The organism is Streptomyces sp. NPDC111516 (genome assembly GCF_055635345.1).
Genome location: NZ_JBVKBV010000010.1, coordinates 219,846 through 242,958 on the forward strand (window position 1 = coordinate 219,846; position 23,113 = coordinate 242,958).

Sequence of the window (23,113 nt, forward strand, 5' to 3'; positions counted from 1 at the left end):
TGGCACGGCACCTCGCCGCGTTGTCGGAGTCGCCCAAGTACGTCCAGTACCAAGTACGTCCAGTACGAGGACGATCCTCCGCCTTGCGATGCACCGCACCAGACGCCCCGGGCTGATCCACGAAGATCGACAGGACAGGACCTGGCGCACACCGTCGGCGCCTGCGGCGTTGTGCGCCGGCGCCGTCCGCCTCACCGCGATCGGGCGAGCCGGAATCCGAGGTCGTCGATGCGGAAGGTCGGGTGACTCTTGCGGCGGCACGAGGCCCGGCATCCTCGTGGGTGGTCGTAGCCGCCCCCACCACGGAACACGCGGTACGGGCCGTAGACCGCGGGATCGTAGACGTCCCAGCACCACTCCCACACGTTGCCGATCATGTCGTAGAGACCCCACGCGTTCGGCGCCCTGGTCGCGACGTCGTGCACCGCGCCGCCGGAGTTCCCGCGGTGCCAGGCGATCTCGTCCAGCTCTCCGTAGCGGTCGCCGGAGGTCCCGGCCCGGCACGCGTACTCCCACTCCGCCTCGGACGGGAGGCGGTAACCGTCGGCCGCCCAGTCGCAGACCACGTCCTGCCCGTCGACGTCGTCACCGACCGAGTAGCAGGGTTCGAGTCCCGTCGCCTGCGAGAGCAGATTGCAGAATTGAACGGCGTCCTTCCAGGAGACCTCCGTCATCGGCGTCCGCGGCTCCGCCGAGTCCACGGGCGCCTCGCCCCGTACGGCGCGATACAGCTCACGGGTCACGGGATACGGCGCCAGCCGGAAGGTCCCGACCGCTACCTTCCAGTTCGTCCTCGTGCCCTCGTCCCGCAGGACGATCTCCCCGGCAGGGATGTCCCTCATGCCCTCGGTACTCGGGTCTCGGAGTATGGAATCAGGGCTCATCGAAGCTCCTCATGTGCTCCAGCGCATCAGGCCGACGCCGCTGCCCCGGCAGCAGCACTGGAGGTCGGTCGGTCCGTGCCGCTGGACTTTCGGACAGGTGACGATTATGCCCATGGGGCGGACCGGCGACTTGCCATGTTCACCAACGCCGGAATCAGCAGCGACCGCACCGGCCCCCACCCCACCCTGACCGCCGTCAGGCGGTCAGTCGCAGCGAGGTCGCCGAGATGCCGAGCCGTACGGTCTGGCCCCATGTCAGTTCCAGTGCGTCCGCCTCCATTCCATCGCCGAAGGCCACCAACCGGTCGGACTCGACAGCGAGCTTCAGCCTTTGTCCGGGCCGCAGTTCGCCTGCGACCAGCGAGGTGCCGGTCGTGGGTGATGGCCAGGCCTCGCGGACGAACCAGAGCAGTCGCGGGTCGGTGGGGGCGGGGAGCCGAAGGGTGCTGTGGCGCTCCTGCCACAGTGAACGGAGCCAGCCCGTGGCGCCGGTGCCCGTGCCGACCAGGACGCCCGACGAGGCCTGCGGTTCGGCGGGGGCATCATCGGGTGCGTCGGGGCCGAGCCGGTAGCGGGCGGTCTGGTGGCCGGGCGGGCCGAGATAGATCTCGTTGAGGGCGAGGAGACGCTGGGTGTCGTCGGCGACGGCCTCGACCATGGTGAGTTCGTCCGCCGCGCCGCCGGGGGACGCGGCCGCCCGGAGCAGGGCGGCCGCGTCGGACGGCCGGTGGCGTACGAGCACGCCCGGATTGCGTCCGGGGTCGGTATCGATGCCGACGACTGGCTGGCCGGACAGATACTTGGCGGCGTTGGCGACCAGCCCGTCCTGTCCGACGACGACCACCACATCTTCGGGCGCGAACAGGAAACGGTCGAGATCGGCGCGCTCCACCCGGGACTGCCGCCACTGGAGCGGTACGGCTGCCGCGACATCGGCGAGCGCCTGCCGGGTGTGTTGGTGCCGCCGGGCCACCTCGTCGATGGACCGGCCGCGGCTGGAGAGGAAGAACGCGGCCTGACCGTGGGTGCCGTGCCGGGCCAGCAACTCCTCGTACTCCGTGGTGCGGTGGACCAGGACCGCGCGCGGGGCGAGGCTCATGCCCGGGGATCCGGGGCGGTCCTGCCGAGCTTGCTGAGCAGGCCCGTGAGGACGTCGGGGGAGACGATGAGACTGTCGATGCGCGGCAGGTTCTCGGCGAGTGTGGTCGCTGCCAGGGCATGCAGGGTCGCGGCGTCCACGTCGCCGTGCACCCGCAGCCAGGCCGCCTGGGACTCGGCGCGTGCGGCGCCGACCTCGCGTGCCGCTTCGGCTTCGGCCCGGGCCAGCCGCACCTTGCGGGCCGCCTCGGCCTCGGCGCGCACTCCGTCGGCCGCCGCGTTCTCCTCGGCCTCGCGGCGGGTGTTGGTGCCGCGCTGCTCGACCAACTGCTCCTCGCGGCGCGCCAGTTCGATCTGGCTGGCCAACTCGTTCTCGGCGATGGCCCGTTCCCGCTCCACGGCCACGGCACGGCGTTCGTACGTGGCCCGGTCGGCCTCCTGCTGGATCTGCTCACGGGCGGGGGTGCGCAGGGCCCGCTCCACCTCGGCCTCTGGGCGGATGGCGACGACCCGCACCGCGACCACGTCGATGCCGGTGGCGGGAAGCCGGGGTTCGGCGGCGAGCCCCGTCGCGACCCGGTGACGTACCGTCGCGACACCGTCGACCAGTGCCTCGGCCAGCGCCGTGCGGGCCAGCACGTCCAGAGTGTGCTGCTGGGCGGTCTCGGTGAGCAGCGTGGCGATCTGCTCCAGTGGCGCGCCGCGCCAGACCCCGGTGTCCGGGTCCACGGAGAAGTCGAGGCGGGCGGCGGCCTCGGCCGGGTCGCTGATCCGGTACGTCACGGTGGCCTGCACGGTGACGTCCTGGAAGTCGGACGTACGGGCATGGAAGGCCATCGCCAACTCACGGTCGTTGACCGGTACTTCGGAGAGCGCGGCAGTCAGTGACCGGTACCAGAAGCTCAGCCCCGGTCCGTCGTGTGCGAGTCTGCCGCGCTTGTGGTGGCGGATGTGGGCGGTGGGTGCGGAGCGCAGATGGCGCCAGCCGAAGCGCCTGGTGATGTCGGCCATGCCAGGATCCCCCTTGTTGTCGTCATGAGGACGATAAGAGGTGTCGGTCAATATCGTCAAGGGGACGAGAATGATCGCTTGTGCGTCGCCGCCCCGTCGGTGCTCCGGTTGCGCCATCGCATGTCATGGCTGACCTCGGCGGCCGCCCACTCCGGCAACGAAACACGGACGGCCGGTGGCTCCCGAAGGAGTCACCGGCCGCCCGGCTGGTACGCCGCCCCCGTCCCCACGGTGCGGCGCGAGCGGGTCGTCGTCATCCGCTCGGACGGCGACCCACGTTTCTCGGGACTACGGCGCGGGTGCGTCCAGTCCGAGTGCGGGAAGGACGGCGCTCTCCATGAAGCGGGTGAGATAGGCCTCATCCGCGTACTTCCCCTCCAGCAGCGGCCTGGCGCGCATCACGCCAAGCAGTTGCACGGAGACGAACTCCGCCGCAGGAGTGTCCGCCGGAATCTCGCCGCGCTCCGCGCCGCGCCGGACCATTGCTTCGATCGCCGCGATCTCCGGCACGATCAGTGCCTCGCGCAGTGCGCACAGCAGTTCGGGGCTCTGCAGCGCGGCATGGCTGAGTGCGTGCATCAGCGGGGTGTCGCGGCGTGCGGCCGTACCGATGGCCTGGGCCGCCTCGCGCAGATCCCCCGCCAGTGTGCCGGTGTCGATGTCCGGCAGCAGTACTCGCCGGGTGCCGTTCAGCGCCGCCACGACCAGTTCGGGCTTCGAGCCCCACTGCCGGTAGAGCGTGGACTTGCCGCAGCGCGTCCGCGAGGCGACCCCCTCCATGGTGAGCGCCTCGTAGCCGCACTCTCTCAGGATGTCGAGCACGGCCGCGTAGAGCTCCTGCGCCCGCTCAGGCGTGATCTTCGAGCGGCGGGGTGTATGTGCCTGTTCCTGCGCGGCTTCCTGCGGCGACATGTGCTTTCCCTCTCAGCGACTCTGCGACGAGGCCCATCGATACGCCAGTGTACCGAAACGCACGTGTACCGATACGTTCGCGTATCGGTACACTGCCGTATCGATATGGCATGGGCTGGACCGTGCTGCCGCAACACCGCTTCGTCAGCAAAGGGGCACCGGATGAGGTACGCCGGTAGCGAGCCCGCAGATCGGGAGCCGGACAGTTCTGCCCGACCGCCCCTCGTCCGCGAGCTACTTCTCGTCGTGGGACTCTTCGTGATCTACAAGCTCGGCCGACAGGCCGCGACCGGTCACGTCGAGGAGGCCTACCGCAACGCCGGAAATGTCTGGGACTTCGAACGGTCCGTGCACCTGCCGGGCGAGGGCGCGGTACAGAGCCTGCTGCTGCACAACGAGACGCTGATCCACCTCGCGAACACCTACTACGCGACCGTGCACTTCCCGGCCACGCTGCTCTTCCTCGCGTGGCTCTACTGGCGCCGCCCGCGCCACTACGTCTGGTCGCGCCGCATCCTCGCCGCGCTCACCGGTGCCGCGCTCGCCCTCCACCTGCTGTTCCCGCTCGCCCCGCCGCGGCTGCTGAACGACGCCGGGCTTGTCGACACCGGCCAGGTGTACGGGCCGACAGTGTACGGAGCGACGCCGGCGAGCGACTCGATGGCGAACCAGTTCGCCGCGATGCCCTCGCTGCACTTCGGCTGGGCGGTGATGGTCGCCGTAGGGCTGATCGTCACCACCCGCACCCGGTGGCGCTGGCTGTGGCTGCTGCATCCGCTCGTCACCCTGCTGGTGATAGTCGGCACGGCCAACCACTACTGGCTCGACGCGATCGTGGTCTCCGCGCTCCTCGCCCTGGCGTTCGCGGCGTTGCCGCTCCGGCGCACAGAACCGGTACGCACACACCTTCCGTGGCCGTCCTCGGGGAATGCGCCCGCGCCGGCGGCTGTGCCCCGGCCCGTCGGGCCCGTCGCGTCGACCGTCTACGCCGCACCGCCGGCCCACCCCGCGTCCTCGTACGACTCGTCCGGGACCCGGCAGTGAACGCCACCCTGATCGCCGTCGCGCTGTCCCTCGTCTCCGCCGCCGCGTACGCCTCGGCCGCGATGTACCCGCCATCTCCTCCCGAGCATTCGCAGCACGCGCCCGCGAGCTGGTCGGACTTTCCTCGCCCAAGGAGATGATCCTGTCCAACTCACGGAAGTACTACCCCGGCATCGGACTGCTCGCCGACGAGGAGAGAGCATGAGCTCGCTGATCACCGAAGACGAGATCCGGCACGAGAACGAACTCGTCTGGCTCGAGGACATCACCGAACTCGACTACGTCCGCCAGAGCCTGGACCGAGCCCTGGGGTGTCCGGCCCGGCGAAAATGTTTCGGATCAATCCTTGCGCGCTTCTCGTCGACAGTGGCACAGTGCAGGCCTTGAGCCAAGTCCCCTTCACAGGGGACACCTACGCGAGGGCGGGTGTGCAATGCTCAGCAGGAGGAACATTCTTTCCGTACTGGCGGCCTCCGGAGTCGGCACGAAGATCGCTCTCGAGCCGACGCCCTCGCGAGCTCAGCCGATCCCCCCGGAGGGCCAGGGCGCGGGTGGCCAGACTGCCGGATTGTTCGAATCTATGCGAGAACTCCACGGCTCTCTACAGGTTTTGGTTCGGAAGTATGAGGGCGCCACGCTGCGCCAGACCCAGGAGTTCGACGGCGACACGTTGATCGACGGGCAGCAGCGGTGGCAGCTGGCGTGGGAAACGCGGCGCATACCCGGCCGTCAGGGATGGGACGTCACCTTGACGTGCACTTTGGAGCAGGGAGAAGCGGGGCAAACCGCAATCTCGATCGATTTCCCATTCAAGAACTGGGAGACCGCGAACTACGTGATGATTCCCGGAATAGTCTACAATGGAAATCGTTACCGCGTCATCGGAAATGGATACAATCCGGACTATCCGGCCGACATGTACTACAACCCGCGGTCATCGCTGGCGATATCGAATAACCCGCGACTCGCCTTGGATGCCTCGGAGTCCTCACGGATCGAGCTGGAAACCTGCGGAACTGCGGCTCCGTCGATGAGCTTCTTCTCGCCCAGGTTCAAGAAAGGGTGGATCGTCCTCACCGAGCAAGGCACACGACTGGGCAATAGTGGACTCTCCGTCGAGGAGAGCGCGAGCAGGGAAAGCTGCAACTTTAGCATTTCGGCACCTGTCATGCGCCGGCTGGCAGCCGGTTTCGGCGACTTTCGACCGAGCGGGGACCGTGCGCCGAACTGGTCTGCTGGCGACGCGGTGTCGATTCGCTTCCAGGTTTTCACTTTCGATGCTGACGGAATTTCATCACTCCTGCAAGAATTCATGAACGTACGGAAGTCGCTGACGGGGACCACGGCGCCCCGCAACCTGCTTCCAATGAGCAAGTTGGCGGAGCTTGGTACCGACATCTGCCGCGGAAACTTCACCGAAACCAAGGCCGGCAAGTACTACCTCCCGGAAAACTCGAAGGACTTCCAGCTGGGCTGGGTCAGCGGCATGATCAACACCTACCCCATGTTGGCCCTGAATGACGAGACAGAACGCAGTAGGGTCGCCGAGGAGCTCGACTTCATCTGTTCTCGTATGCAAGGGCGAAGTGGATACTTCTTCGGCTACATCAGCTCAGATGGCAAAATCAGCTCGGAGAAATCCCACCCCGATTTTCCGGCAGTACAGGCCATGGTGCGTAAGAACGGGGACGTCCTCTTCTGGCTTATCAAACATTTGATGATCTTGAAGGCGCAAGGGTACGGCGAAACCGTCAAGGAGAACTGGGAATTTGCCGCTAGCGATCTGGCCGCGGCCTTCACCCGTACCTGGCGGGAGTGTGGTGAATTCGGTCAATACATCGTTCCCGAAACGGGCGAGATTGCCGTCTACAACTCGACCGCAGGAGCCATCGCTCCGGCCGGCCTCGCCCTGGCGGCAGAGTACTTCCGTCGTCCAGACTGGTTGACCGTGGCCGAGGAAAGCGCCGAATTTTATTACGAGCGCGACGTCAAGTCCCGCGGATTCACCAGCGGCGCATGCGGGGATATCTCACAGGATGCAGATTCCGAAACGGCGTTTGGTCTCCTGGAGACATTCATGGCGCTTTACCAGTACACCGGCAAGAGTGCCTGGCTGGACCGCGCGAAGGTTCAAGCCGCACTGTGCTCGTCCTGGACGCTTGCGTACGATCCGCAGTTCCCGGCAGGCAGCGATATTGCGCGACTGGGCGGAAGGATGGCCGGCGCCGTTTGGGCAAGTAGTCAGAACAAGCATGCTGCGCCAGGCGTCTGCACCTCCTCCGCCGACCACCTGTTCAAGCTGTATCGAGCAACCGGGCAAAAAAAGTACGCAGAGCTCATCAGGGATATCCAGCATGCTCATGCCGAGGCCGTCAACATGCCGGGGCACATTACAAGCGACAACTTGATCGGTTCGAGCATGGAACGGATCCAACCCAGCGACGCCGAGGGCAAGGGGGCAATCGGAAATTTCATCAGGACGAGAAACTCCTGGACCGAGACCAGCGGAATCTTGATGGCACTCGAACTTCCCGGAATCTACGTCCGGCCTGGGGAAGACGTCCTCTTCACCTTTGATCATGTCGGGGTTGAACGTCTCCACGGGAACGGCCGAACCACCGTGCTCCGCCTGACGAACGAAACGCCCTATGCGGCACAGGTGTCGGTGCTGGCGGAAACGGCCCGCCAAGCGGCCCGCCCCCTTGGATATACGGCGTTCCTCGGCTGGCCACGAGTCGAAGTTCCGGCCGACGGAGAGGTTACTGTGAGCGTCACAAGCGATGGCAAGGTCACACGGCAACCCTGATCCGGAGTGGAGCACGTGTCCTTGCCCACCAGTCCCAACTGTCCACGGCGTGGTGGCGCGGGACAGTGGTGGGATCCGTTCCTCCATCATCTCCCACGTCCGCTGCCGTGCAGTCAGTGGCCCTGCGTTCGAAGCCAGACCGAGCCTGGGGCAGAGGGTTTCGACCCGAGCGTCGGCCGGTTTCCGCAGCGCCTCGGTCTGGTCGTAGGCGGGCGGGGCCAGGGGCTCCCATACGGAGTCGCTGACGTAGGTGAGGGCGGCCTCGGTGAGCCAGTCCAGGTCGAGAGCGAAGTCACGGGCCAGGCGCAGGCAGCCGATGAGTACAGGCCGGTCGCACCGCGGTCCGTGGGCCCACTGGTGTCCCAGCGCGGTCAAGGCGCGTTCGGCGGCGAGCTGCCAGTCCTGCTCGGACCAGCGGTCATCACTGTGGTCGGCGGCGTTGCGGATGGCGGAGCGGACCACCTGGTGGAGGTGGAAGGGCCACAGGCCGGTCGGGTTCTCGAGGACGAAGGGGCGCTCGGTCGGTCGGGCCGCCGCCTCGTGGGTGAGGCCGGCGACCTGGGTGGCCAGTGCGACGGAGAAGGCGTCGAGCAGGGAGACGGACCGCAGTACGTGGCGTTCGCCGGGGGTCAGGTCGCTGAGGGTGCGGGAGACCAGGGCGGGGAAGTCCCCGAAGTCGCCGGGGCCCGGCTCTCGTCCGCTGCGCTGTATCTCCAGAAACCGCAGCGGGCGAGGTCGAGGTAGAGGGGCAGGCCGTGGGAGCGGGCGGTGATGGCGCGGCGCAGCTCTTCGCCGATGAGGGGCTGCCCGTTTTGGGCGAGGCGGCGGGCGAGGTGGTCGTCGCAGTCCTCGGGCGCGAGGTCGCCGATCAGGATCTGCCGCACCTCACCTCCGCTCGAAGTCCCGGCGGGTGCGATCCCCGATCTCCTCGAAGCTGTCGAAGAGGATCACCAGGGTGACCCGGTGGGCTGCGGGAAGTTGGGCCAGGTCCCAGGCGAGCAGATGCGTGGCGAAGCTCAAGGTCTCCAGGTCTGCTTCGGCCTCCAGGACGTCGGCCAGGCGGCTGCAGGCGGCAAGCGACCGGACGGTGCGGCGGCGTTCGCGCAGCGCGCCGACCAGGGCGGTGGTGAGCTGGCCGGCGGCTCCGCCGGGGGTGCCGGGCGTGGCCAGGGCCTGGGCGGCGTCGGCGAGCGCGGACTGCAGCTGGTTGGGCAGGTTGACGGCGTTGCTGAACCGGCTCAGCAGGCCGCCGCGTTGCAGGTACTCCTCCAAGGGATCGCCGGGGTGATTGGGTTCCCAGTGCCGGCGCGGCGCGAGGTCGAAGGCGGGCATCGGCCGGCCCAGGGCAACGACGGCCAGGCGGATCGACGGCACGACGCGCTCGAAGTCGGTGCCGGCGGAGCGGGCGACCCCGCGCGCTTCCAGCGCCGCCCGCAGCGTGGGGTTGCCGCCGTAGACCTCGTCGCCTGGGACCCAGCCCATGCGGTGTCCGGCGTCCAGGAACCGGCCGATCATGCGGGCGGCCAGCTCCGGCTTGGTTGCGAAGACGGTGTCCTCGCCCAGGCCTGCGGCCCGGCAGCGGTCCGGGTCGCATGTCCATGAGCGCGGGATATACAGCTCACGGTCCACCGCCGCGTGCCCGCGGCGGCCGGCGTAGACGAGGTAGACCGCGACCTGGGCGTTTTCTATCCAGCCTGCAGTACCGGTGTACTGGCGTTGGACACCGACGGTCTGCGTGCCCTTCTTCACGTCCCCGGTCTCGTCGACCACCAGCACCGCCTCGGGGTCATGCAGGTGCTCCACCACGTACTGCCGCACGTCGTCGCGGACCGCAACAGCGTCCCACTTCGCCCAACCAACTGGCCGGCGGCGACTGGACGACCGTCGGTATCACGCACCCAGGTCCGCAGCGTCTCGGGATTGACGTTCAGATCAGCCGCGACGTCCTTGAACGTCCGCCTGCCGGCCGAAGCCCGCCACAACGCGATCGCGTCGGACCGGAATTCCGACTGTACTTCGAGGGCCGTGTCACGTAGATCTACACCTTCCAGGATAAACAAGATCCATTGTCAGGTGTGTCCACACCACAGGGGTCACCTCAGCTCTCGAGGAGGCGCACGACTGGGCACGGCCGCTCACCGACGACGAATGCCTGCGCCGCTACCTTGTGGGCATCGACGTGAACATGGCCTTCGCCGCCGGAGCGAACGGGCTGCCCGTCGGCCTAGGTGAGCCGACGCACGTCAAGAACCCGGTGCTCGACCCGAAGCCCCCGGAAGCTGGCTGGTGGACCTGAGCCACGTCGGCCTGTCCCGCGTGAAGGCCGGCAAGGACAAGTGGGTGGAGCTGGACGCCAGCCTGCTGCCCAGCCCGTTCACGCCGAAGGGCGAGCGCCCGGAGGGACCGGCCTGGTATGTAACTCCGACCCTCGCCTCCGCCCAGGAGTTGGGCTACGACGTCGCGCCGATCGAGGCGTACGTCCGGTACGACAACGGCCGTTACCTGGACGGTTGGTACAACCGGTGCGCGACGCTCGATGCCGCGGCCGAGGTGCTTGTGCTCGTGCACGACGAGGGTGACGGCGATGCCGGAGGAGCGGATCTCGCCAGCGAGCTTCACGGCGGCCCTCCAACTGCGGGCGCTTGGTGGCGCGGGTGGAGATCTTCTGCGAGAAGACGCGGGTGACTCCAGCGTCGGCGAGGGAGTCGAGCTGTGCGTCGAGGGACTGCCGGGCGGTCGAGGCTCGTGCGTATCCGAGGCGTACGTGGCCGACCGGTTCGGCGCCGGCGCACACGGGCCGGGGCAGTTCGGTCCATGGCGTGCCCGGATTCCGTACGGGAGGGGTCGGCACGTTGTGCGGCCGGGCCAGGCGGCGGATATCCAGATCAGTCGGCCTCTCTCGTTGGTCAGGGCGAGGAAGTGCAGGCCGTGGCAGCGGTGTTTGCCGGAGTAGTTCCGCCGGTCGGCTCTTCCGGTGCGGCGCTGGGTGGGGATGAGGGTGCCGTGGATCAGGACCACCTCTCCGCCTCGCTTGGCGACCTTCTTCAGGGCGCGGTCCAGGCGCGGTGCCTGCGCGGCGAGCAGGGTGATCAGCTCGTCGCGCCAGCGGCGGACGGTGGACTCGGACACGTTGGTGCCGTCGGCCATGTCGGCCAGGCGCTGGTCGTGGCGCAGCACGGCCAGGACGGTCACCGCGATCCTCCCGGGCGGCAGGACCCGCCACCTGGACCGTATCGCCTTCAGGTGAAGGGAGGGCCGACTGATCTGGATATCCGCCGCCTGACCCGGCCACACCCAGGACATCACCGCCGCCCGCCACGACCACATCCTGGCCCACCTGCGCGCCGCCGGTCTCGGCTTCCGCGGCCTGGACAACGACGTACTCGACCCCGTGATCGTCACCGGCTTCACCGCCCCCCGCACTCACAAGCTCACCCTGGCCAGAAGGGCGCCAACCGCGTCCTCGCTGTTGGACGTGCACCGGTCGAACACGCTTCGCCCACCTCAAGAACTGGCGGACCTCACCAAACTCCGCATCGATCCCGCCAGCGCGCCCCACGGGCCCCGGTCTGCTCGGGAGTTCAGGCGGCTTGGGCTCGGCGGATTCCGCCCGCGCTCACACCATCAGGCTCAGTAACGCAGGCACTTCCAGGTCGCGGGGCCGACGATCCCGTCCCGCGTGGTGTTGCACCAGGACTGCGCCTGAACCGCCTGCACGGCTGCCTTGGTCGCAGGACCGAACTGGCCGTCCATTGCGCCGCTCCACCCGTTGGGAAGCGAGTAGTCGATCAGGCACTGAATCTCCTTGACTACGCTGCCGCTGGCGCCCTCCTTGACGATCGGGTACGTGGTCACCGCAGTGTAGTAACCAGCGGTTGCCCAACCGTTCTTGTACCAGATGAGGCAGCGGTTGGCCAACGTCTGCGCTGGTCGGACGGAGTGCTGGTGGGCGACGTTGACCGCTGCAGTCGAGTAAGGGGCGGAGGCGGTCGAGCCGGTCGCGCCAGCCAGCACCAATCCGCTGCCAAGGACGGCTGCGGAGGTGGCCAGAGCGATGTGCTTGCGAGTGTTCACGAGTGGGCTCCTTCTCCTTGGTGACTGATGAGGGCAGCGCCTGGTGAACTGCGCAGCCCGTCTTGCACCCCGAGAATGCAGTCAACTTTCCCGTCGGTCCATGAAGTTTGGTCGGTTGCCGAAGTCTCGGGACGTCCCATCCCCTGAGCTGCAGGGACGTCGTATCGTGAGACAAATCGCTGTGCCAGCAATCAATGCCGAACTGGCGCCGGGCCGGTGAGCCACGGCGGCTGGGCAAGGCCGATAACGGTCATCGTGGCGGTCGCCAGGAGCGCACGCATCCAAACAACATGCCTCCTTCCACTCAAGACGTTCGGCTTCAGCCAAAGAGCCCCGACACGTGGCGCTGTCGATCCGACGCACTGTCCCGGCTATGGATCGATGTCTTGGGACGTCTCTGGATGCTGACCTGCGGAGATGTGGTTCATAGAGAGGTGTTCCCGGACGACAACGAACTTCTGGCGTCCGTAAACGCCCATGGCCGAATCGGGCACATGGAACCGGACGGAACAGACAGATATGCCCACGAGAGGGCACGTTTGAAGGAGACTCGTCACCATCTACTTCGGTAGCCGGACGTGCAGCCTCGAGGGGAACTGGCGTTGGCTGAGGGGGCATCGTGCGCTGGAAGGTGCTGTCCGGATCGCTGGATCCCAATCATCGGCGGCTTGTGGCGGAGCTGCGGCGGCTGAAGGACCACAGCGGCCTGTCGCTGAAGTCGCTCCAGGCCAAGACCGCGTTCAGCAGCTCAGCGTGGGAGCGATATCTCAACGGCAAGGCACTTCCGCCCAGAGCCGCCGTCGAGGCCCTGGCCAGGATGGCCGGTGAAGAAGTCACGCCGCTGCTGGCTCTGCGCGACGCCGGCGAGACCGCCTGGACGACCGCTCCCTCAACGGGGGGAGAAGTTCCCCGGCTACTGGAACGGCATGCGAGGCCGCAGCCACGCATCCGGGTCGCAGCACTCTCCGTTGCTGCGGGTGCGCTGCTACTTTCCGCGACCACGTCGGTTCTGCTACTCACCGATCCCTGGCGAGCAAAGGCCCCTGCATTCGGCCAAGGCGTCGTGACGGGTGTCGGGAAGTACACCTGCACCTACATCCGACGGGGTGACCAGGTGTTCGCGGGCAACAGCACCACTTCGTCCCGCCTCGTGATGCGCAACACCACCGGCCTTGACGCCGCGGAGGTGCAATGCCTCCTCCTACGCCACAACCTGCCACCTGGCGACGTGGACGGGTACTTCGGCGAACGCACCGAGGCTCAGATCAAACGGCTCCAGCAGCAGGACCACCTGCCCACCGATGGCATCGTCGGCGAGCAGACGTGGACGGTACTCCGCCATGTGGAGTGAACGATGACGAAGGAGGCCGCGGAATTGACGTCTTCACCCAAGACGACTCGTTGGCGGAGGCTACCCCAGGAACTACCCGCCGCATGCGCGCACCTCGTCACTGCGCTGCGGGGCCTGAAGGACAGCTGCGGCCTCAATCTCGCAGAACTGGGAAAGGCCACGGCCATCAGCAAGTCCTCCTGGGAACGCTACCTCAACGGCAAGCAGTTCCCGCCCCGTCATGCCGTCCAGGCTCTGTGCCAGGTGACGCAACAAGACGAGGACAAACTCCTTGCGTGGTGGGCACTTGCGGACTCAGCCTGGAGCGGACGTGGGCAGGCGACGTCTCCCCACGCCAGTGCCGACACCGGTCCCGACACCTCCACCAGCCCGACAACCGTACGTCCCCATAGCCCCACACGCGCAATGCTCCTTGCGGCCTCCAGGTCAATCGACGAACACCCTATGGCCACGGCGACCGGAGTCCTCCTACTGTGCGTGGCGATGATCACTCCCGCTGCTGTCGTATATGCGTCCCGTGCTACTGAGCCACCCACCGTCGGCCGCCCACCGGTGTGCCAACTACACTCGTGCGACGGCAGGGAGCCCCGCAGAACCGCGTGCGAGGACCCCACCACCTCAGCCTCCTACACGGCTGCCGACGGCGCCCGCCTCGAAATCCGGCTCTCACGGATCTGCCAGGCCGGATGGATCCGCGCTTGGCCCACTCACCGCAGCTTCCGCATCGTGATCACCGGCCCCGGCGCACAGGCCCAGTCCACCACAGCAATGCCACAGCCGACAGACTCTCCAGACTCAGCGGGCCGAGAAGCGATCACCACCCCGATGATCGCCGCACCCCGCCCCGCGGAGTTACGCGCCTGCTACTACCCGTCCGTCGGCTCCCCTGGCAGGGAGTGCTTCGGCGGCACCCCAATCCCAGGCACTCAGGAGGCATTGTCAGGTTGGGCGGAGGGCTCTTCGGCGCCGTGAGAGGATCACGGTTCTCTTCGTCGGAGGGCCCTGCTCATGGACGCCATCACCCCGTCGTACAAGGGCTACCGCTTCCCGGCCGAGGTGATCGCCCACACGGTCCGGCTCTACCATCGGTTTCCCCTCTCGTACCGTGAGGTCGAAGAGCTCCTGCTGCAGCGCGGGATCAAGGTCACCTACGAGACGGTCCGCCAGTGGTGCACGACCTTCGGCCCCGGCTACGCCGCCGGCCTGAGGAAACGCCGGATACACCCTGGGGACAAGTGGCACCTGGACGAGGTCTTCATCAAGATCCCAGGCGTGCAGAGGTACCTGTGGCGGGCTGTGGACCAGGACGGCAACGTCCTGGACATCCTGGTGCAGCACCGGCGTGACACGGCCGGAAACTGCCATCTGCTGCCAGTTCATCCACAATGGCGCCAAGGCGTTCGTCGTGTTTGTGAGGATGCTGTGGGTGACAGGAAATAGGGCTTCCGGCTTCCGGAGCCCCTCCCTACCCTCCGGTACTCATGACAACAGAACACGCGCAGCAGTCCCAGGGGCACAACGGACACAGCCGCAGACGCTTCCTTACGGCGACCGGGGGAGTGGTCGCCGGAGTCGTCGGCGGGGGAGCGGTCAGCGCCTTAGGGGCTGCCGGCAGCGCGGCCGCGGCCTCCTCCGGCAAGCGCGTCGCCGTCCTCGGCGGCGGAGTCTCCGGCCTCAGCGCCGCCCACGAACTCGCCGAACGCGGCTACGAGGTCACGGTCTACGAGTACTACGACGCCCTCGGCGGCAAGGCCCGCTCAATGGACGTCCCCGGGACCGGAACGGGCGGCCGCAAGCCGCTTCCCGGCGAGCACGGCTTCCGCTTCTTCCCCGGCTTCTACCGGAATCTGCCGGACACCATGCGCCGCATCCCCTTCCCCGGCAACGCGAACGGCGTCCACGGCAACCTCCGCAGCGGTACGGAGGCGTTGTTCGCGCGTGGCTCGGGCCGCCCGGACCTGCATTTCCCACTCCGCCGGGTCACCACCCCGCCCGCCCCCGGCGACCTCACCCCGTCCTGGATCCGCGACCAGATCCTGTCGGTGCTGGATCTCGCCACTCACCTGCCCGCCAACGAGGCCGCCTACTTCGCCGACCGCCTCCTGGTCCACCTCACCAGTTGCGACGCACGCCGCGAGGACCAGTGGGAGAAGGTCGCATGGTGGGACTTCATCCGGGCCGGCGAGATGAGCCGCGAGTACCAGGTGCTCCTCGGCATCGGCCAGACCCGCAACCTCGTCGCCACCCGCGCCGAGATCGCCTCCACCCGCACTGTCGGCCGCGTCATCATCGAGGCCCTCCTCCTGTGGGGCCTGCTCGGCCGCGGCATGGACGGCGACGCGGACATCGACCGGGTGCTGAACGCCCCGACCAGCGAGGCGTGGATCGACCCCTGGGAGACGCATCTGCGCTCCCTGGGCGTCGAGTTCGTGCTCGACACCGAGGTCCGAGAGGTGGTGTACAGCGGCGGCCGGGTGACCGGCGTACGGGTGGCGGCGCGCGACGGCAGCCGGCAACGTACCATCACCGCCGACCACTACGTCTCCGCCCTCCCGGTCGAGCACGCGCGTGTGACCTGGGGCCCGGCCCTGCGCGCCGCCGACCCGCAGCTCGGGCAATGCGACGCGCTGAAGACGGACTGGATGACCGGCGTGATGTTCTACCTGCGCGCGCCCACCCCCGTCGTGCACGGCCACATCAACTGCCTCGACTCACCGTGGGCGGTCACTGGAATCGGCCAGACGCAGTTCTGGGACGGACGGGACTTTTCGCGCGACTACGGAGACGGGCAGGCCCACGAGTGCCTGTCCACGATCATCTCCGAGTGGGACAAGCCCGGCATCCTGTACGGCAAGACGGCCCGTGAGTGCACCAAGGACGAGATCGTCGCCGAACTGTGGGCCCAGCTGAAGGACGGGCTGGACGAATCCGGCATGACGACGCTCAGGGACGAGGACCGGCTCGGCTGGTTCATGGACCCGGCGGTGACGGGCCTCGGCGGCCCCGACCCGCAGAACCGCGAACAGCTCCTCATCCATCCCACCGGCACCCTTTACCACCGCCCGTCGGCGAGGACGGCGGTGCCGAACTTCTTCCTCGCGGGCGACTATGTCCGTACGGATGTGGACCTGGCGACCATGGAGGGCGCCAACGAGTCCGCGCGACGCGCCGTCAACGCACTCCTGGACGCGGACGATTCGGGCGCCGAGCGGTGTCATATCTGGGAGTTGTTCCGGCCGCCGGAGATGGAGCCCCTGAAGCGGTTCGACGAGGTGCGCTATCGGCTGGGGCTGCCCAACACCTTCGACCTGGGGTAGCACCCGGCACCGAGTTGTGCCGGAAGGGTCGCCGCCCCGAGCGGCTGCGGCCCTTCAACCGAAATGGCGTGGTGCTGGCTGCTGGAGCATCCGCACCGCGTGTTGGACGATTCTCTGTATGCGTACGAAGGCGGGGGTTGGCGACGCTCGCAGTGGACATGAGGGTTGATCTTGGTGGGCAGTCTGATCCGGCTTCGTGCACGACGACATGGTGAGCACGAAGGTGGAGGTGCAGGGTGCTCATCGTCGACACCGACGTCGTGCTCGTGGAAAGCCAGCTGAGGTCCTGCTGCGCCGAGGCCGCGGCCATCGGCGCGTTCGTGCCGTTGAAGGTCGTCATCGGGTAGGTCGGCCGGATCGCCGTGTACGGCCGGAAGTTGGGCTTGTCGGTGAACGACCCGCTCATCGGGACGGAGTAGTCGTCGAACTGCGTTAGCGGCGGGATCCCGGCGAACAGACCGACCGCGTGGACCATCGACACGGCATCGTCCGCGGTTCCCAGCGCTGCGGGTGCCGAATAATCATCCGCCGAGGTCACAGCTTTGATCGCTGATCTACGCGGCTCAGGGCGATCACCACGAAGTGATCGCCCGCTCGGCGCCGGGACGGTATCATGAACTGTCGTGCTGCTGCGTCTGGCCTACCTCGCTGCGACCAACATCCTGGCGATCCTGCGCCTGCTGACGATGTGCGGACACGAGAAGGACATCGAGATCCTCGCGCTCCGCCATCAGCTGCTGGTCCTGCAGCGCCAGGTCGGCCGCGTCGGCCGGCCCGACCGATTCCAGTGCATCCGTCACCAGTTCGCGCGGGTGCGCGGGCTGCGCTTGGCGAGTCGGCGGCGAGCGGCGCCTCCGGTCACCTGAAGAATTCCCTAACCGGGCGCGAACACATGCGTCCATGCTGATCAGGACGGTGGACCGGTCTGGACGGTACGGGGCCGGAGCCGCCGCCCTCGCACGACGCCGGGTCGGCGGCGGTGGTGACAAGGAGGTCTGGCTGATGATGTCCCGACGACGGTGGCTGCATGCTCCGGTGCTGACCGTGACGTTGCTCGTGACGCTTGCCGCGGCCGGGTGCGGCGGCTCCGGCGATGGGGCTCCCCCGGCCGCCGACCGGCCGCGGTCGGACGCCACGGACCGCACGGGCGACAGTGACGGATCCGCGGCGAAGAAGCCGGCGGCGGACCCCTGCGGGCTCATCTCGGTCCAGGAGGTCCAGCAGTTGGGAGGCGTGTCCGTCACGGCGAAGCCGAGCGAGTTCAACACGACGGGCTGCGAGTACTCGCACGAAGGGGTGCTGATCTCCTCGACCGTACAGGGCGACGAAGCCAAGGCCTTCGCCGACGACATGCTCACGGGAGCCCACAAGAAGCCGCTCCCCGGCGTGGGCGAGGAGGCCTACTCCTACGACGCCTCCGAGCACGGGACCTTCGCCGTGCTCTTCCGGAAGTCGGGCACCTGGGTCGCGATGACCGTGGTGGCGGACAGGGCGGACAACGCCGGGCGGCTGAACGAACTCGCCCGGACGGTGGCCGCCCGCATCTGACACCGGCAGCCGGGCCCGCGCCGGGCCGCACCCCACGAGCACGGCCCGCGGTCGGCGGGGGCACGTGCCGGGGGTAGCGGCGGTCCGGAGGAGAGGGCCGGGCACGGGCGGAAGTGCTGCCGTGCCGCGCGGCCCTTTCCCGGCACCCACCTCGTCCGGCCGTGCCGGAACCCTCACGTCCGCGTGCGAGACGAGGCGGTGGCGGAGCACTCCACGAGGCCGTCTGCCGCCGCTGCCCGGCAATCGCAACGACCACGAGAGGCGACGGAGCGCCCGGTGGCCCGAAGGATTCCTGAACAGGGCGCTAACACGCCAGTTGATGATGCTCCGCGGGCGGTACGGCGCCGCGCGCGTCGGCCATGGCGAACGGATCACGGCATGAGAATCATCCGGCTGCTGTCGGCTGTGGCACGGGGGTCGCGGCTCGCTGCCAGGGGTGGGGCCGTGAGCGCGCCGCGTCAGGGGAGGCGGGGCACCGCGCTCGCGATTGCGCTCCTCCTGACCACCACGGCGGCATGCGGTGGCGCACCCGGGCGTGTGCACGAGGGCTCCGGTCCGGCCGACACGTCCGATGCCGCGCTCACCTACGGGACCGGGCCGGTCCGTGATCCATCGATCACCTACCAGCCCGACGTCGTGATCGTCGAGGGCGGACCGCGAGCGATCCGGTCGGCATCCAGTGACGGTCTGACCTGGACCATCGACGGAAAAGCCCGCGGTGCCCAGGACGTTCGGCCCGGGAAGGTCCTGTACGCCACCAGCCGCGCGGTGGGGCGGGTGCAGGAGGTGCGTCGGGTGCGCGGAGACGTCGTGGCCACCCTGGGCCCGGTGGAGTTCACCGAGGTCTTCCGCGACGCCCACCTCACCCTCGACCAGGACATCGACGACGGGGCGCTCCACTACCTGGAGATCCCGGACCTGCCCGGGGCGGTGACCGTGCCTGCGGATGCCCCGCCGGACGCTGGGACAGAGGCCGAGAAGGGCGCTGCCAAGGACGCCGCGCAGGACATCCCGACGACCGCGCGGACGATCGGACAGACGTCGGTGCGCGCCGCGCACTCGGGGCGCGTCGGCACCGTGGTCGCACGGGGAGCGGTCCGACTCGCCGCGGCGGCCGGGGGCACGCTGCCGCCGGCCAGATCGAGCAGCGTCACGGCGGATCTGGGGGAATGGAAGGCCGAGCCGTACCGCAGCCCGGGGGCGTTCGGCCTGAAGTTCAATCACAAGGCCGCGGCCGGACTCAAGGTCTTCGTCGACTTCTCGCTGAAGACCGAGAAGCTGCACATCCGTTCCGACGTGCCGATCTCCGGCGGTCGGGTCGCCGACGGGGCCACGTTCGCCGTCGAGGGGATCAAAAGCGTCGCGATCAGCATCGCCGCCGGTGCGGCCAACGGTGTCATCGACGACTCGAAGATCCGGGCCGAGGTACCGGTCCAGATGACCCTGCCGATCGCGGGGACTCCGTTCGCCTTCAACATCAGCTGGAAATTCAGCGTCGCCACCGCACTCGGCGGCAACAACACCACGGTGACCGCCGGCGGTGAGTGGGGGCTCGACGGTGCCATCGGCATGGTCAACGGCTCGATCGTCGCCCCGAAGCTCTCGGTGATCAAAAGCATCATGGACTCGATCACCGGAATCTCCGTCGGAGTCAGCGGCATCACCACCGCCGTCGAGTTCAAGGTCCAGGTCGGAGTCGGTGTGCCCGCCGCCTTCGCCGGTCCCTACGCCAAGCTCGTCATGGACTTCGGGATGACCAACGGCTCGGCCCTCGGCGCCCCGCTGACCCGCTGTGTCGGGGCAACGCTGGACGGCAAGGTCGGCGGGGGCGTGGGGGTCTCCGTCTCCGCCGTGGCCATGGCCGCCCTCAAGAAGCTCCTGCCCCCGATGAAGTTCCAGCTGCAGCAGGAGAGCCTGACACCTTTCGTCCATAGACAGCAGACGCTGCCGGACGTACCGCTGTGCAAGTCCTGACACCGACGCGAAGGCAGACAGTGAGGATCCCGATGTACCGCAACCGCAGCCACCCGCTGTCGCCACTGGTGCCCCTGGTCGTGCTCGCCGTGCTCGCGCTGTCCGGGTGCGGCGGCCACGGGCAGTCCTCGGCCGCCGGCCCTTCGCCGGCCGAGCCGGCCCCGGCAACCCGGACTCCGGAGGAGAGCACCGAGGTGCCGTCGCCGAGCGGGGCGGCCGTCGACCCCTGCGCCCTGGTGACGAGGCAGGAGGCCGAGAAGCTGGCCGGTACAGCGCTCGACCCCGCGACACCGGTACGGGAGACCTGCACCTACACCGGTCCCGTCACCGGGCCGACGGCCCAGGTGGAGATCTTCGTCGGGGACGGTGCGAAGAAGTACCTCGACATCGAACGCGACCTCGGACACACGCTCAGGCCGCTGGCCGGTGTCGGCGACGAGGCGTACGCCGAGGACGAGGCGGTCTTCCTCCGCAGGTCCGACCGGTGGGTGACGATCCGCCTGGTGCGCCTCAACGACCCGGCGGAGAACCGCACACCACTGGAGAAGCTGGCCCGAAGTGTGGCCACCCGGATTTGACCCGTGGTGCGCGCCCGTTCCACCGGCGAGTACCGGATCGACGCTCCGGAGAACCTCGGCGAGGTCCGGATCTCCGAGCCCGCCGGGAACCTCGCGGGAACCCACGCCAGGAACCCTGCCGGGAACGCGCGTTGACCCCCGCCGGGAGTGAGTCTTCCCGAAACCACCCGACCCGTCCGTCTTCGTCATGAGTATCCTGACGCGGTGACCACCGGCGCGGGAGGGGCTGCGGGCGCTGACCGGGTGCGCGACCCCGATACCGTCGCGCGACTGGCGGAGTCGGCCCTGCGACAGGGGCAGTACAACGAGGCGCTGCGGCATGTCGCGACTCTCCCGGCGGACGCGCCGCTGCCTGCCGAACTGGCCTGGCGGCTCGGCCGCGTACTCCACCAGCGGGGCGAGTTCGAGGGCGCCGGGTCGCTGTACGAACGAGCGGCCGCCGATGCCGGGGACACTGGCGCGGACCAGGCCCAGCTGCTGGCCGGCCGGTCGGCAGCATGCTGGGCCCGTGGTGACCGGACGCGGGCACGGAGCCTCGCCGACGCGGCGGTGCGGGCTGCCGAGCAGAGCCGCGACGACGCTGCGCTGGCGGCGGCCTACCTCGCCCAGGCTCTGGCCGCCTTCAGCGAGGGCGACCGTGCCGCCAACGAACACGCCTACGCCAGGGCCTTCGCGGCGGCCGAACGCGCCGGGGACGTAGGCCTGCAGTTGCGGATCCGCTCCAACGTCGGCTCCCGCCTGGTCGAGGAGGGGCGTCTGCGCGAGGCGGTCGTCGCCCTCACCGAGGCGCTCCGCCTCGGTGAGGGCGTCCCCCAGCAGACGCTGCTCGCACTGGCCCTGCACAACCGCGCCGAGGCCTGGCTGGGGCTCAGCGATCTCAAGTCCGCCCGCGCCGACGCCGACCGCGCGCTCACCCTGTGGCAGCGGGAGGGCTCACCGCTGGCTGCGTTCGGACTGTTGATGATCGCCCGGGTGCACCTGACCCGGGGCTCCGCCTGGCAGGCGACGGCGGCCTACCGCGAGGCCGTGGCGATGGCCGAGCCGGACGGCAACGCCCAGGTCGTGGCGCAGGCATGGGCGGGACTGGCGCGCACCTGCTACGCCGACGATCCGGCCGAGGCGGCGCGGTACGCGGAGTTGTCCCTCACGCATCCGAGCGCCGCCGGGCCGGTCACCGGCGAGCTGGCCGCGGGCTGGGTCGCACTGTGCAGCGGAGACACCGCCTCGGCCGCCCGGTACGCCGCAGACGTCCGCTCGGAGGCCGGTCGCCGCCGCGACCCGGCCGGGCTGGCCGAGGCGATGGAACTCGCCGCGCTCGCCGCATACCGGGGTGATTCGGTCGCGGTGTCGGGGCGCCCTACCGCACGCCGTGCCGCCGGGCTGGTGGAGGCGGCCGCGGTCTGGGCCGACACGGGCAACGAGGTGGCGCTGGCCACCAACGCGCTGCTGCGGGCGCGCCACGCGGGCGACCGGCTGTCCGAGGACGTCGCCTGGCAGCGGCTGCACCGGCTGGGGGTGTGCGACGACGTCTGGCACATCGCCGGGCCGCTGGCGGCGATCGGTCCGCCGCCGGTCCCCGAGGTTGCCGTGCAGACCCTGGGCCACTTGGCGGTACTGCTCTCCGGAACGCCCGTGCCCCCGGCCGGATGGCAGTCGCGGAAGGCACGTGAGCTCGTCGAGGTGCTGGCGGGTCAGCTGGGAAGACCGGTCACCCGGACCGCGCTCGCCGCCCTGTTGTGGCCGCAGACGCCTCCGGAGGTGGCCAACCGCCGCCTGTCGGTGCTGATTTCGACGGTGCGCGCGGTCCTCGACCCGGCGCGGCGGCATCCGGCCAACCGCTTCCTGGTCACCGACCCCTCCAGCGTGCGGCTCAACACGGAGCACGTCGTCCTGGACACGGTCCGGTTCCACGACGCGGCCCGTGCGGCCATCGCGGCGGACGCCGCGGTCGAGGGTAGCCGGGACATGGCGGCCGGCGTCGACGTGGTGGCGCGCCTGGAAGTGGTCGTCGGCATGTACACCGGTGACTTCGGCGACGACGGCGAGCTCGCGGGGGAGTGGAGCGAACGCCCGCGCGCGGCCTTCGCCGAGCTGCACCGCGACGTCGTCCGTACCCTCGCCCGGCGCTGCCTGCGGCTGGACCGCTGCGACGCGGCAGCCGGCTGGTACCTGCGCCTGATCGGCGAGGACGGCTACGACGAGTCGGCCCACCTCGGACTGGTCGCCGCACTCTCCGTGGCGGGTCGGCACGGCGAAGCCCGCCGCCGCTACCGCGACTACGCCGAGCGCATGCACGAGATCGATGTCCGCCCCGTCCCCTTCCCCACGGCGTGACGGCCTGGGCTGGAAGCCCGGGGGCGTACGGTTTGCCTTCCGCGCCAGGCTCCGGGCGGCACCGAAGGTCGGTCGCCGGACCGCGACCGTCTCCTGGTCAAGTGCCGACCCTGTCGGGCTTGTTGAGAACGGGCGGCGGAGTATGAGCGATCCCGCGGTCGGCACGGAGAAACGGGGACGCG

The 23,113-nt window shown here is 68.8% G+C and carries 17 protein-coding genes and 6 pseudogenes; 14 read left to right on the plus strand and 9 right to left on the minus strand.

Going from position 1 to position 23,113, the window contains the following annotated elements:
- Positions 1-191: 191 nt before the first annotated feature.
- The 4 genes from ACZ7L9_RS21075 to ACZ7L9_RS21090 all read right to left on the minus strand — a co-directional run bounded on the left by ACZ7L9_RS21075 (position 192) and on the right by ACZ7L9_RS21090 (position 3,905).
- Positions 192-884, minus strand: coding sequence for a formylglycine-generating enzyme family protein (locus ACZ7L9_RS21075; RefSeq protein ID WP_471416876.1), 693 nt, complete (start codon positions 882-884; stop codon positions 192-194).
- Between the two features lie 196 nt (positions 885-1,080).
- Positions 1,081-1,983 carry a hypothetical protein gene (locus ACZ7L9_RS21080; protein WP_471416878.1) on the minus strand — a complete coding sequence of 301 codons (903 nt, stop codon included), beginning with the start codon at positions 1,981-1,983 and terminating at the stop codon, positions 1,081-1,083.
- Positions 1,980-2,993, minus strand: a complete 1,014-nt coding sequence (locus ACZ7L9_RS21085; protein WP_471416880.1) for an SPFH domain-containing protein — start codon at positions 2,991-2,993, stop codon at positions 1,980-1,982. Before ACZ7L9_RS21085 ends, ACZ7L9_RS21080 begins: the two co-directional genes overlap by 4 nt.
- A gap of 288 nt (positions 2,994-3,281) precedes the next feature.
- Positions 3,282-3,905: a TetR/AcrR family transcriptional regulator gene (locus ACZ7L9_RS21090; protein ID WP_471416882.1), complete on the minus strand. Its 624-nt coding sequence runs from the start codon at positions 3,903-3,905 to the stop codon at positions 3,282-3,284.
- A gap of 162 nt (positions 3,906-4,067) precedes the next feature.
- Here ACZ7L9_RS21090 and ACZ7L9_RS21095 point away from each other — a divergent pair, with 162 nt between their 5' ends.
- The 3 genes and pseudogenes from ACZ7L9_RS21095 (at position 4,068) to ACZ7L9_RS21105 (ending at position 7,755) form a co-directional block, all read left to right on the plus strand.
- Positions 4,068-4,949: a phosphatase PAP2 family protein gene (locus ACZ7L9_RS21095; protein ID WP_471416884.1), complete on the plus strand. Its 882-nt coding sequence runs from the start codon at positions 4,068-4,070 to the stop codon at positions 4,947-4,949.
- A gap of 201 nt (positions 4,950-5,150) precedes the next feature.
- Positions 5,151-5,276: pseudogene (locus tag ACZ7L9_RS21100) on the plus strand (DUF6009 family protein); the annotation flags it as partial.
- A gap of 106 nt (positions 5,277-5,382) precedes the next feature.
- Positions 5,383-7,755 (plus strand): hypothetical protein, encoded by a 2,373-nt coding sequence (locus ACZ7L9_RS21105; RefSeq protein WP_471416886.1) that lies wholly within the window; start codon positions 5,383-5,385, stop codon positions 7,753-7,755.
- A 629-nt stretch (positions 7,756-8,384) separates the two neighbouring features.
- On the opposite strand, the gene ACZ7L9_RS21110 is transcribed toward ACZ7L9_RS21105, so the two are convergent.
- The 3 genes and pseudogenes from ACZ7L9_RS21110 to ACZ7L9_RS21120 form a co-directional block, all read right to left on the minus strand.
- Complete coding sequence (locus ACZ7L9_RS21110) at positions 8,385-8,639, minus strand: hypothetical protein (protein ID WP_471416888.1); 255 nt, start codon at positions 8,637-8,639, stop codon at positions 8,385-8,387.
- A gap of 547 nt (positions 8,640-9,186) precedes the next feature.
- Positions 9,187-9,603, minus strand: a pseudogene (locus ACZ7L9_RS21115) (IS701 family transposase); the annotation flags it as partial.
- Between the two features lie 29 nt (positions 9,604-9,632).
- Positions 9,633-9,806 (minus strand): annotated as a pseudogene (locus tag ACZ7L9_RS21120) (transposase); the annotation flags it as partial.
- A 53-nt stretch (positions 9,807-9,859) separates the two neighbouring features.
- Here ACZ7L9_RS21120 and ACZ7L9_RS21125 point away from each other — a divergent pair.
- Positions 9,860-10,278, plus strand: a pseudogene (locus tag ACZ7L9_RS21125) (telomere-associated protein Tap); the annotation flags it as partial.
- A 384-nt stretch (positions 10,279-10,662) separates the two neighbouring features.
- Here ACZ7L9_RS21125 and ACZ7L9_RS21130 read toward each other — a convergent pair.
- Positions 10,663-11,082: pseudogene (locus ACZ7L9_RS21130) on the minus strand (transposase); the annotation flags it as partial.
- A gap of 303 nt (positions 11,083-11,385) precedes the next feature.
- Complete coding sequence (locus ACZ7L9_RS21135; RefSeq protein WP_471416890.1) at positions 11,386-11,829, minus strand: peptidoglycan-binding domain-containing protein; 444 nt, start codon at positions 11,827-11,829, stop codon at positions 11,386-11,388.
- 619 nt (positions 11,830-12,448) lie between these two features.
- Here ACZ7L9_RS21135 and ACZ7L9_RS21140 point away from each other — a divergent pair.
- From ACZ7L9_RS21140 to ACZ7L9_RS21185, 10 genes and pseudogenes are all read left to right on the plus strand, one after another.
- Positions 12,449-13,180 (plus strand): peptidoglycan-binding protein, encoded by a 732-nt coding sequence (locus tag ACZ7L9_RS21140; RefSeq protein WP_471416892.1) that lies wholly within the window; start codon positions 12,449-12,451, stop codon positions 13,178-13,180.
- 3 nt (positions 13,181-13,183) lie between these two features.
- Entirely contained in the window at positions 13,184-14,152 is a 969-nt protein-coding gene (locus ACZ7L9_RS21145) for a helix-turn-helix domain-containing protein (RefSeq protein WP_471416894.1), read from the plus strand.
- Between the two features lie 36 nt (positions 14,153-14,188).
- A pseudogene (locus ACZ7L9_RS21150) lies at positions 14,189-14,530 on the plus strand (IS6 family transposase); the annotation flags it as partial.
- Between the two features lie 131 nt (positions 14,531-14,661).
- Complete coding sequence (locus tag ACZ7L9_RS21155; protein WP_471416896.1) at positions 14,662-16,497, plus strand: hydroxysqualene dehydroxylase; 1,836 nt, start codon at positions 14,662-14,664, stop codon at positions 16,495-16,497.
- Positions 16,498-17,120: 623 nt separating this feature from the next.
- Positions 17,121-17,363 carry a hypothetical protein gene (locus tag ACZ7L9_RS21160; RefSeq protein WP_471416898.1) on the plus strand — a complete coding sequence of 81 codons (243 nt, stop codon included), beginning with the start codon at positions 17,121-17,123 and terminating at the stop codon, positions 17,361-17,363.
- A gap of 34 nt (positions 17,364-17,397) precedes the next feature.
- Positions 17,398-18,045, plus strand: coding sequence for a DUF3558 family protein (locus tag ACZ7L9_RS21165; RefSeq protein ID WP_471416901.1), 648 nt, complete (start codon positions 17,398-17,400; stop codon positions 18,043-18,045).
- A gap of 444 nt (positions 18,046-18,489) precedes the next feature.
- Positions 18,490-20,019 carry a hypothetical protein gene (locus ACZ7L9_RS21170; protein ID WP_471416903.1) on the plus strand — a complete coding sequence of 510 codons (1,530 nt, stop codon included), beginning with the start codon at positions 18,490-18,492 and terminating at the stop codon, positions 20,017-20,019.
- A 32-nt stretch (positions 20,020-20,051) separates the two neighbouring features.
- The gene (locus tag ACZ7L9_RS21175; protein ID WP_471416905.1) at positions 20,052-20,597 is read left to right on the plus strand and encodes a DUF3558 family protein; all 546 of its coding nucleotides are present in this window, start codon (positions 20,052-20,054) and stop codon (positions 20,595-20,597) included.
- Between the two features lie 3 nt (positions 20,598-20,600).
- Positions 20,601-20,732: a hypothetical protein gene (locus ACZ7L9_RS21180; RefSeq protein ID WP_471416907.1), complete on the plus strand. Its 132-nt coding sequence runs from the start codon at positions 20,601-20,603 to the stop codon at positions 20,730-20,732.
- 69 nt (positions 20,733-20,801) lie between these two features.
- A complete protein-coding gene (locus tag ACZ7L9_RS21185; protein WP_471416909.1) occupies positions 20,802-22,931 on the plus strand; it encodes a BTAD domain-containing putative transcriptional regulator in 2,130 nt (709 codons plus the stop codon).
- The last annotated feature ends 182 nt before the right edge of the window (positions 22,932-23,113 follow it).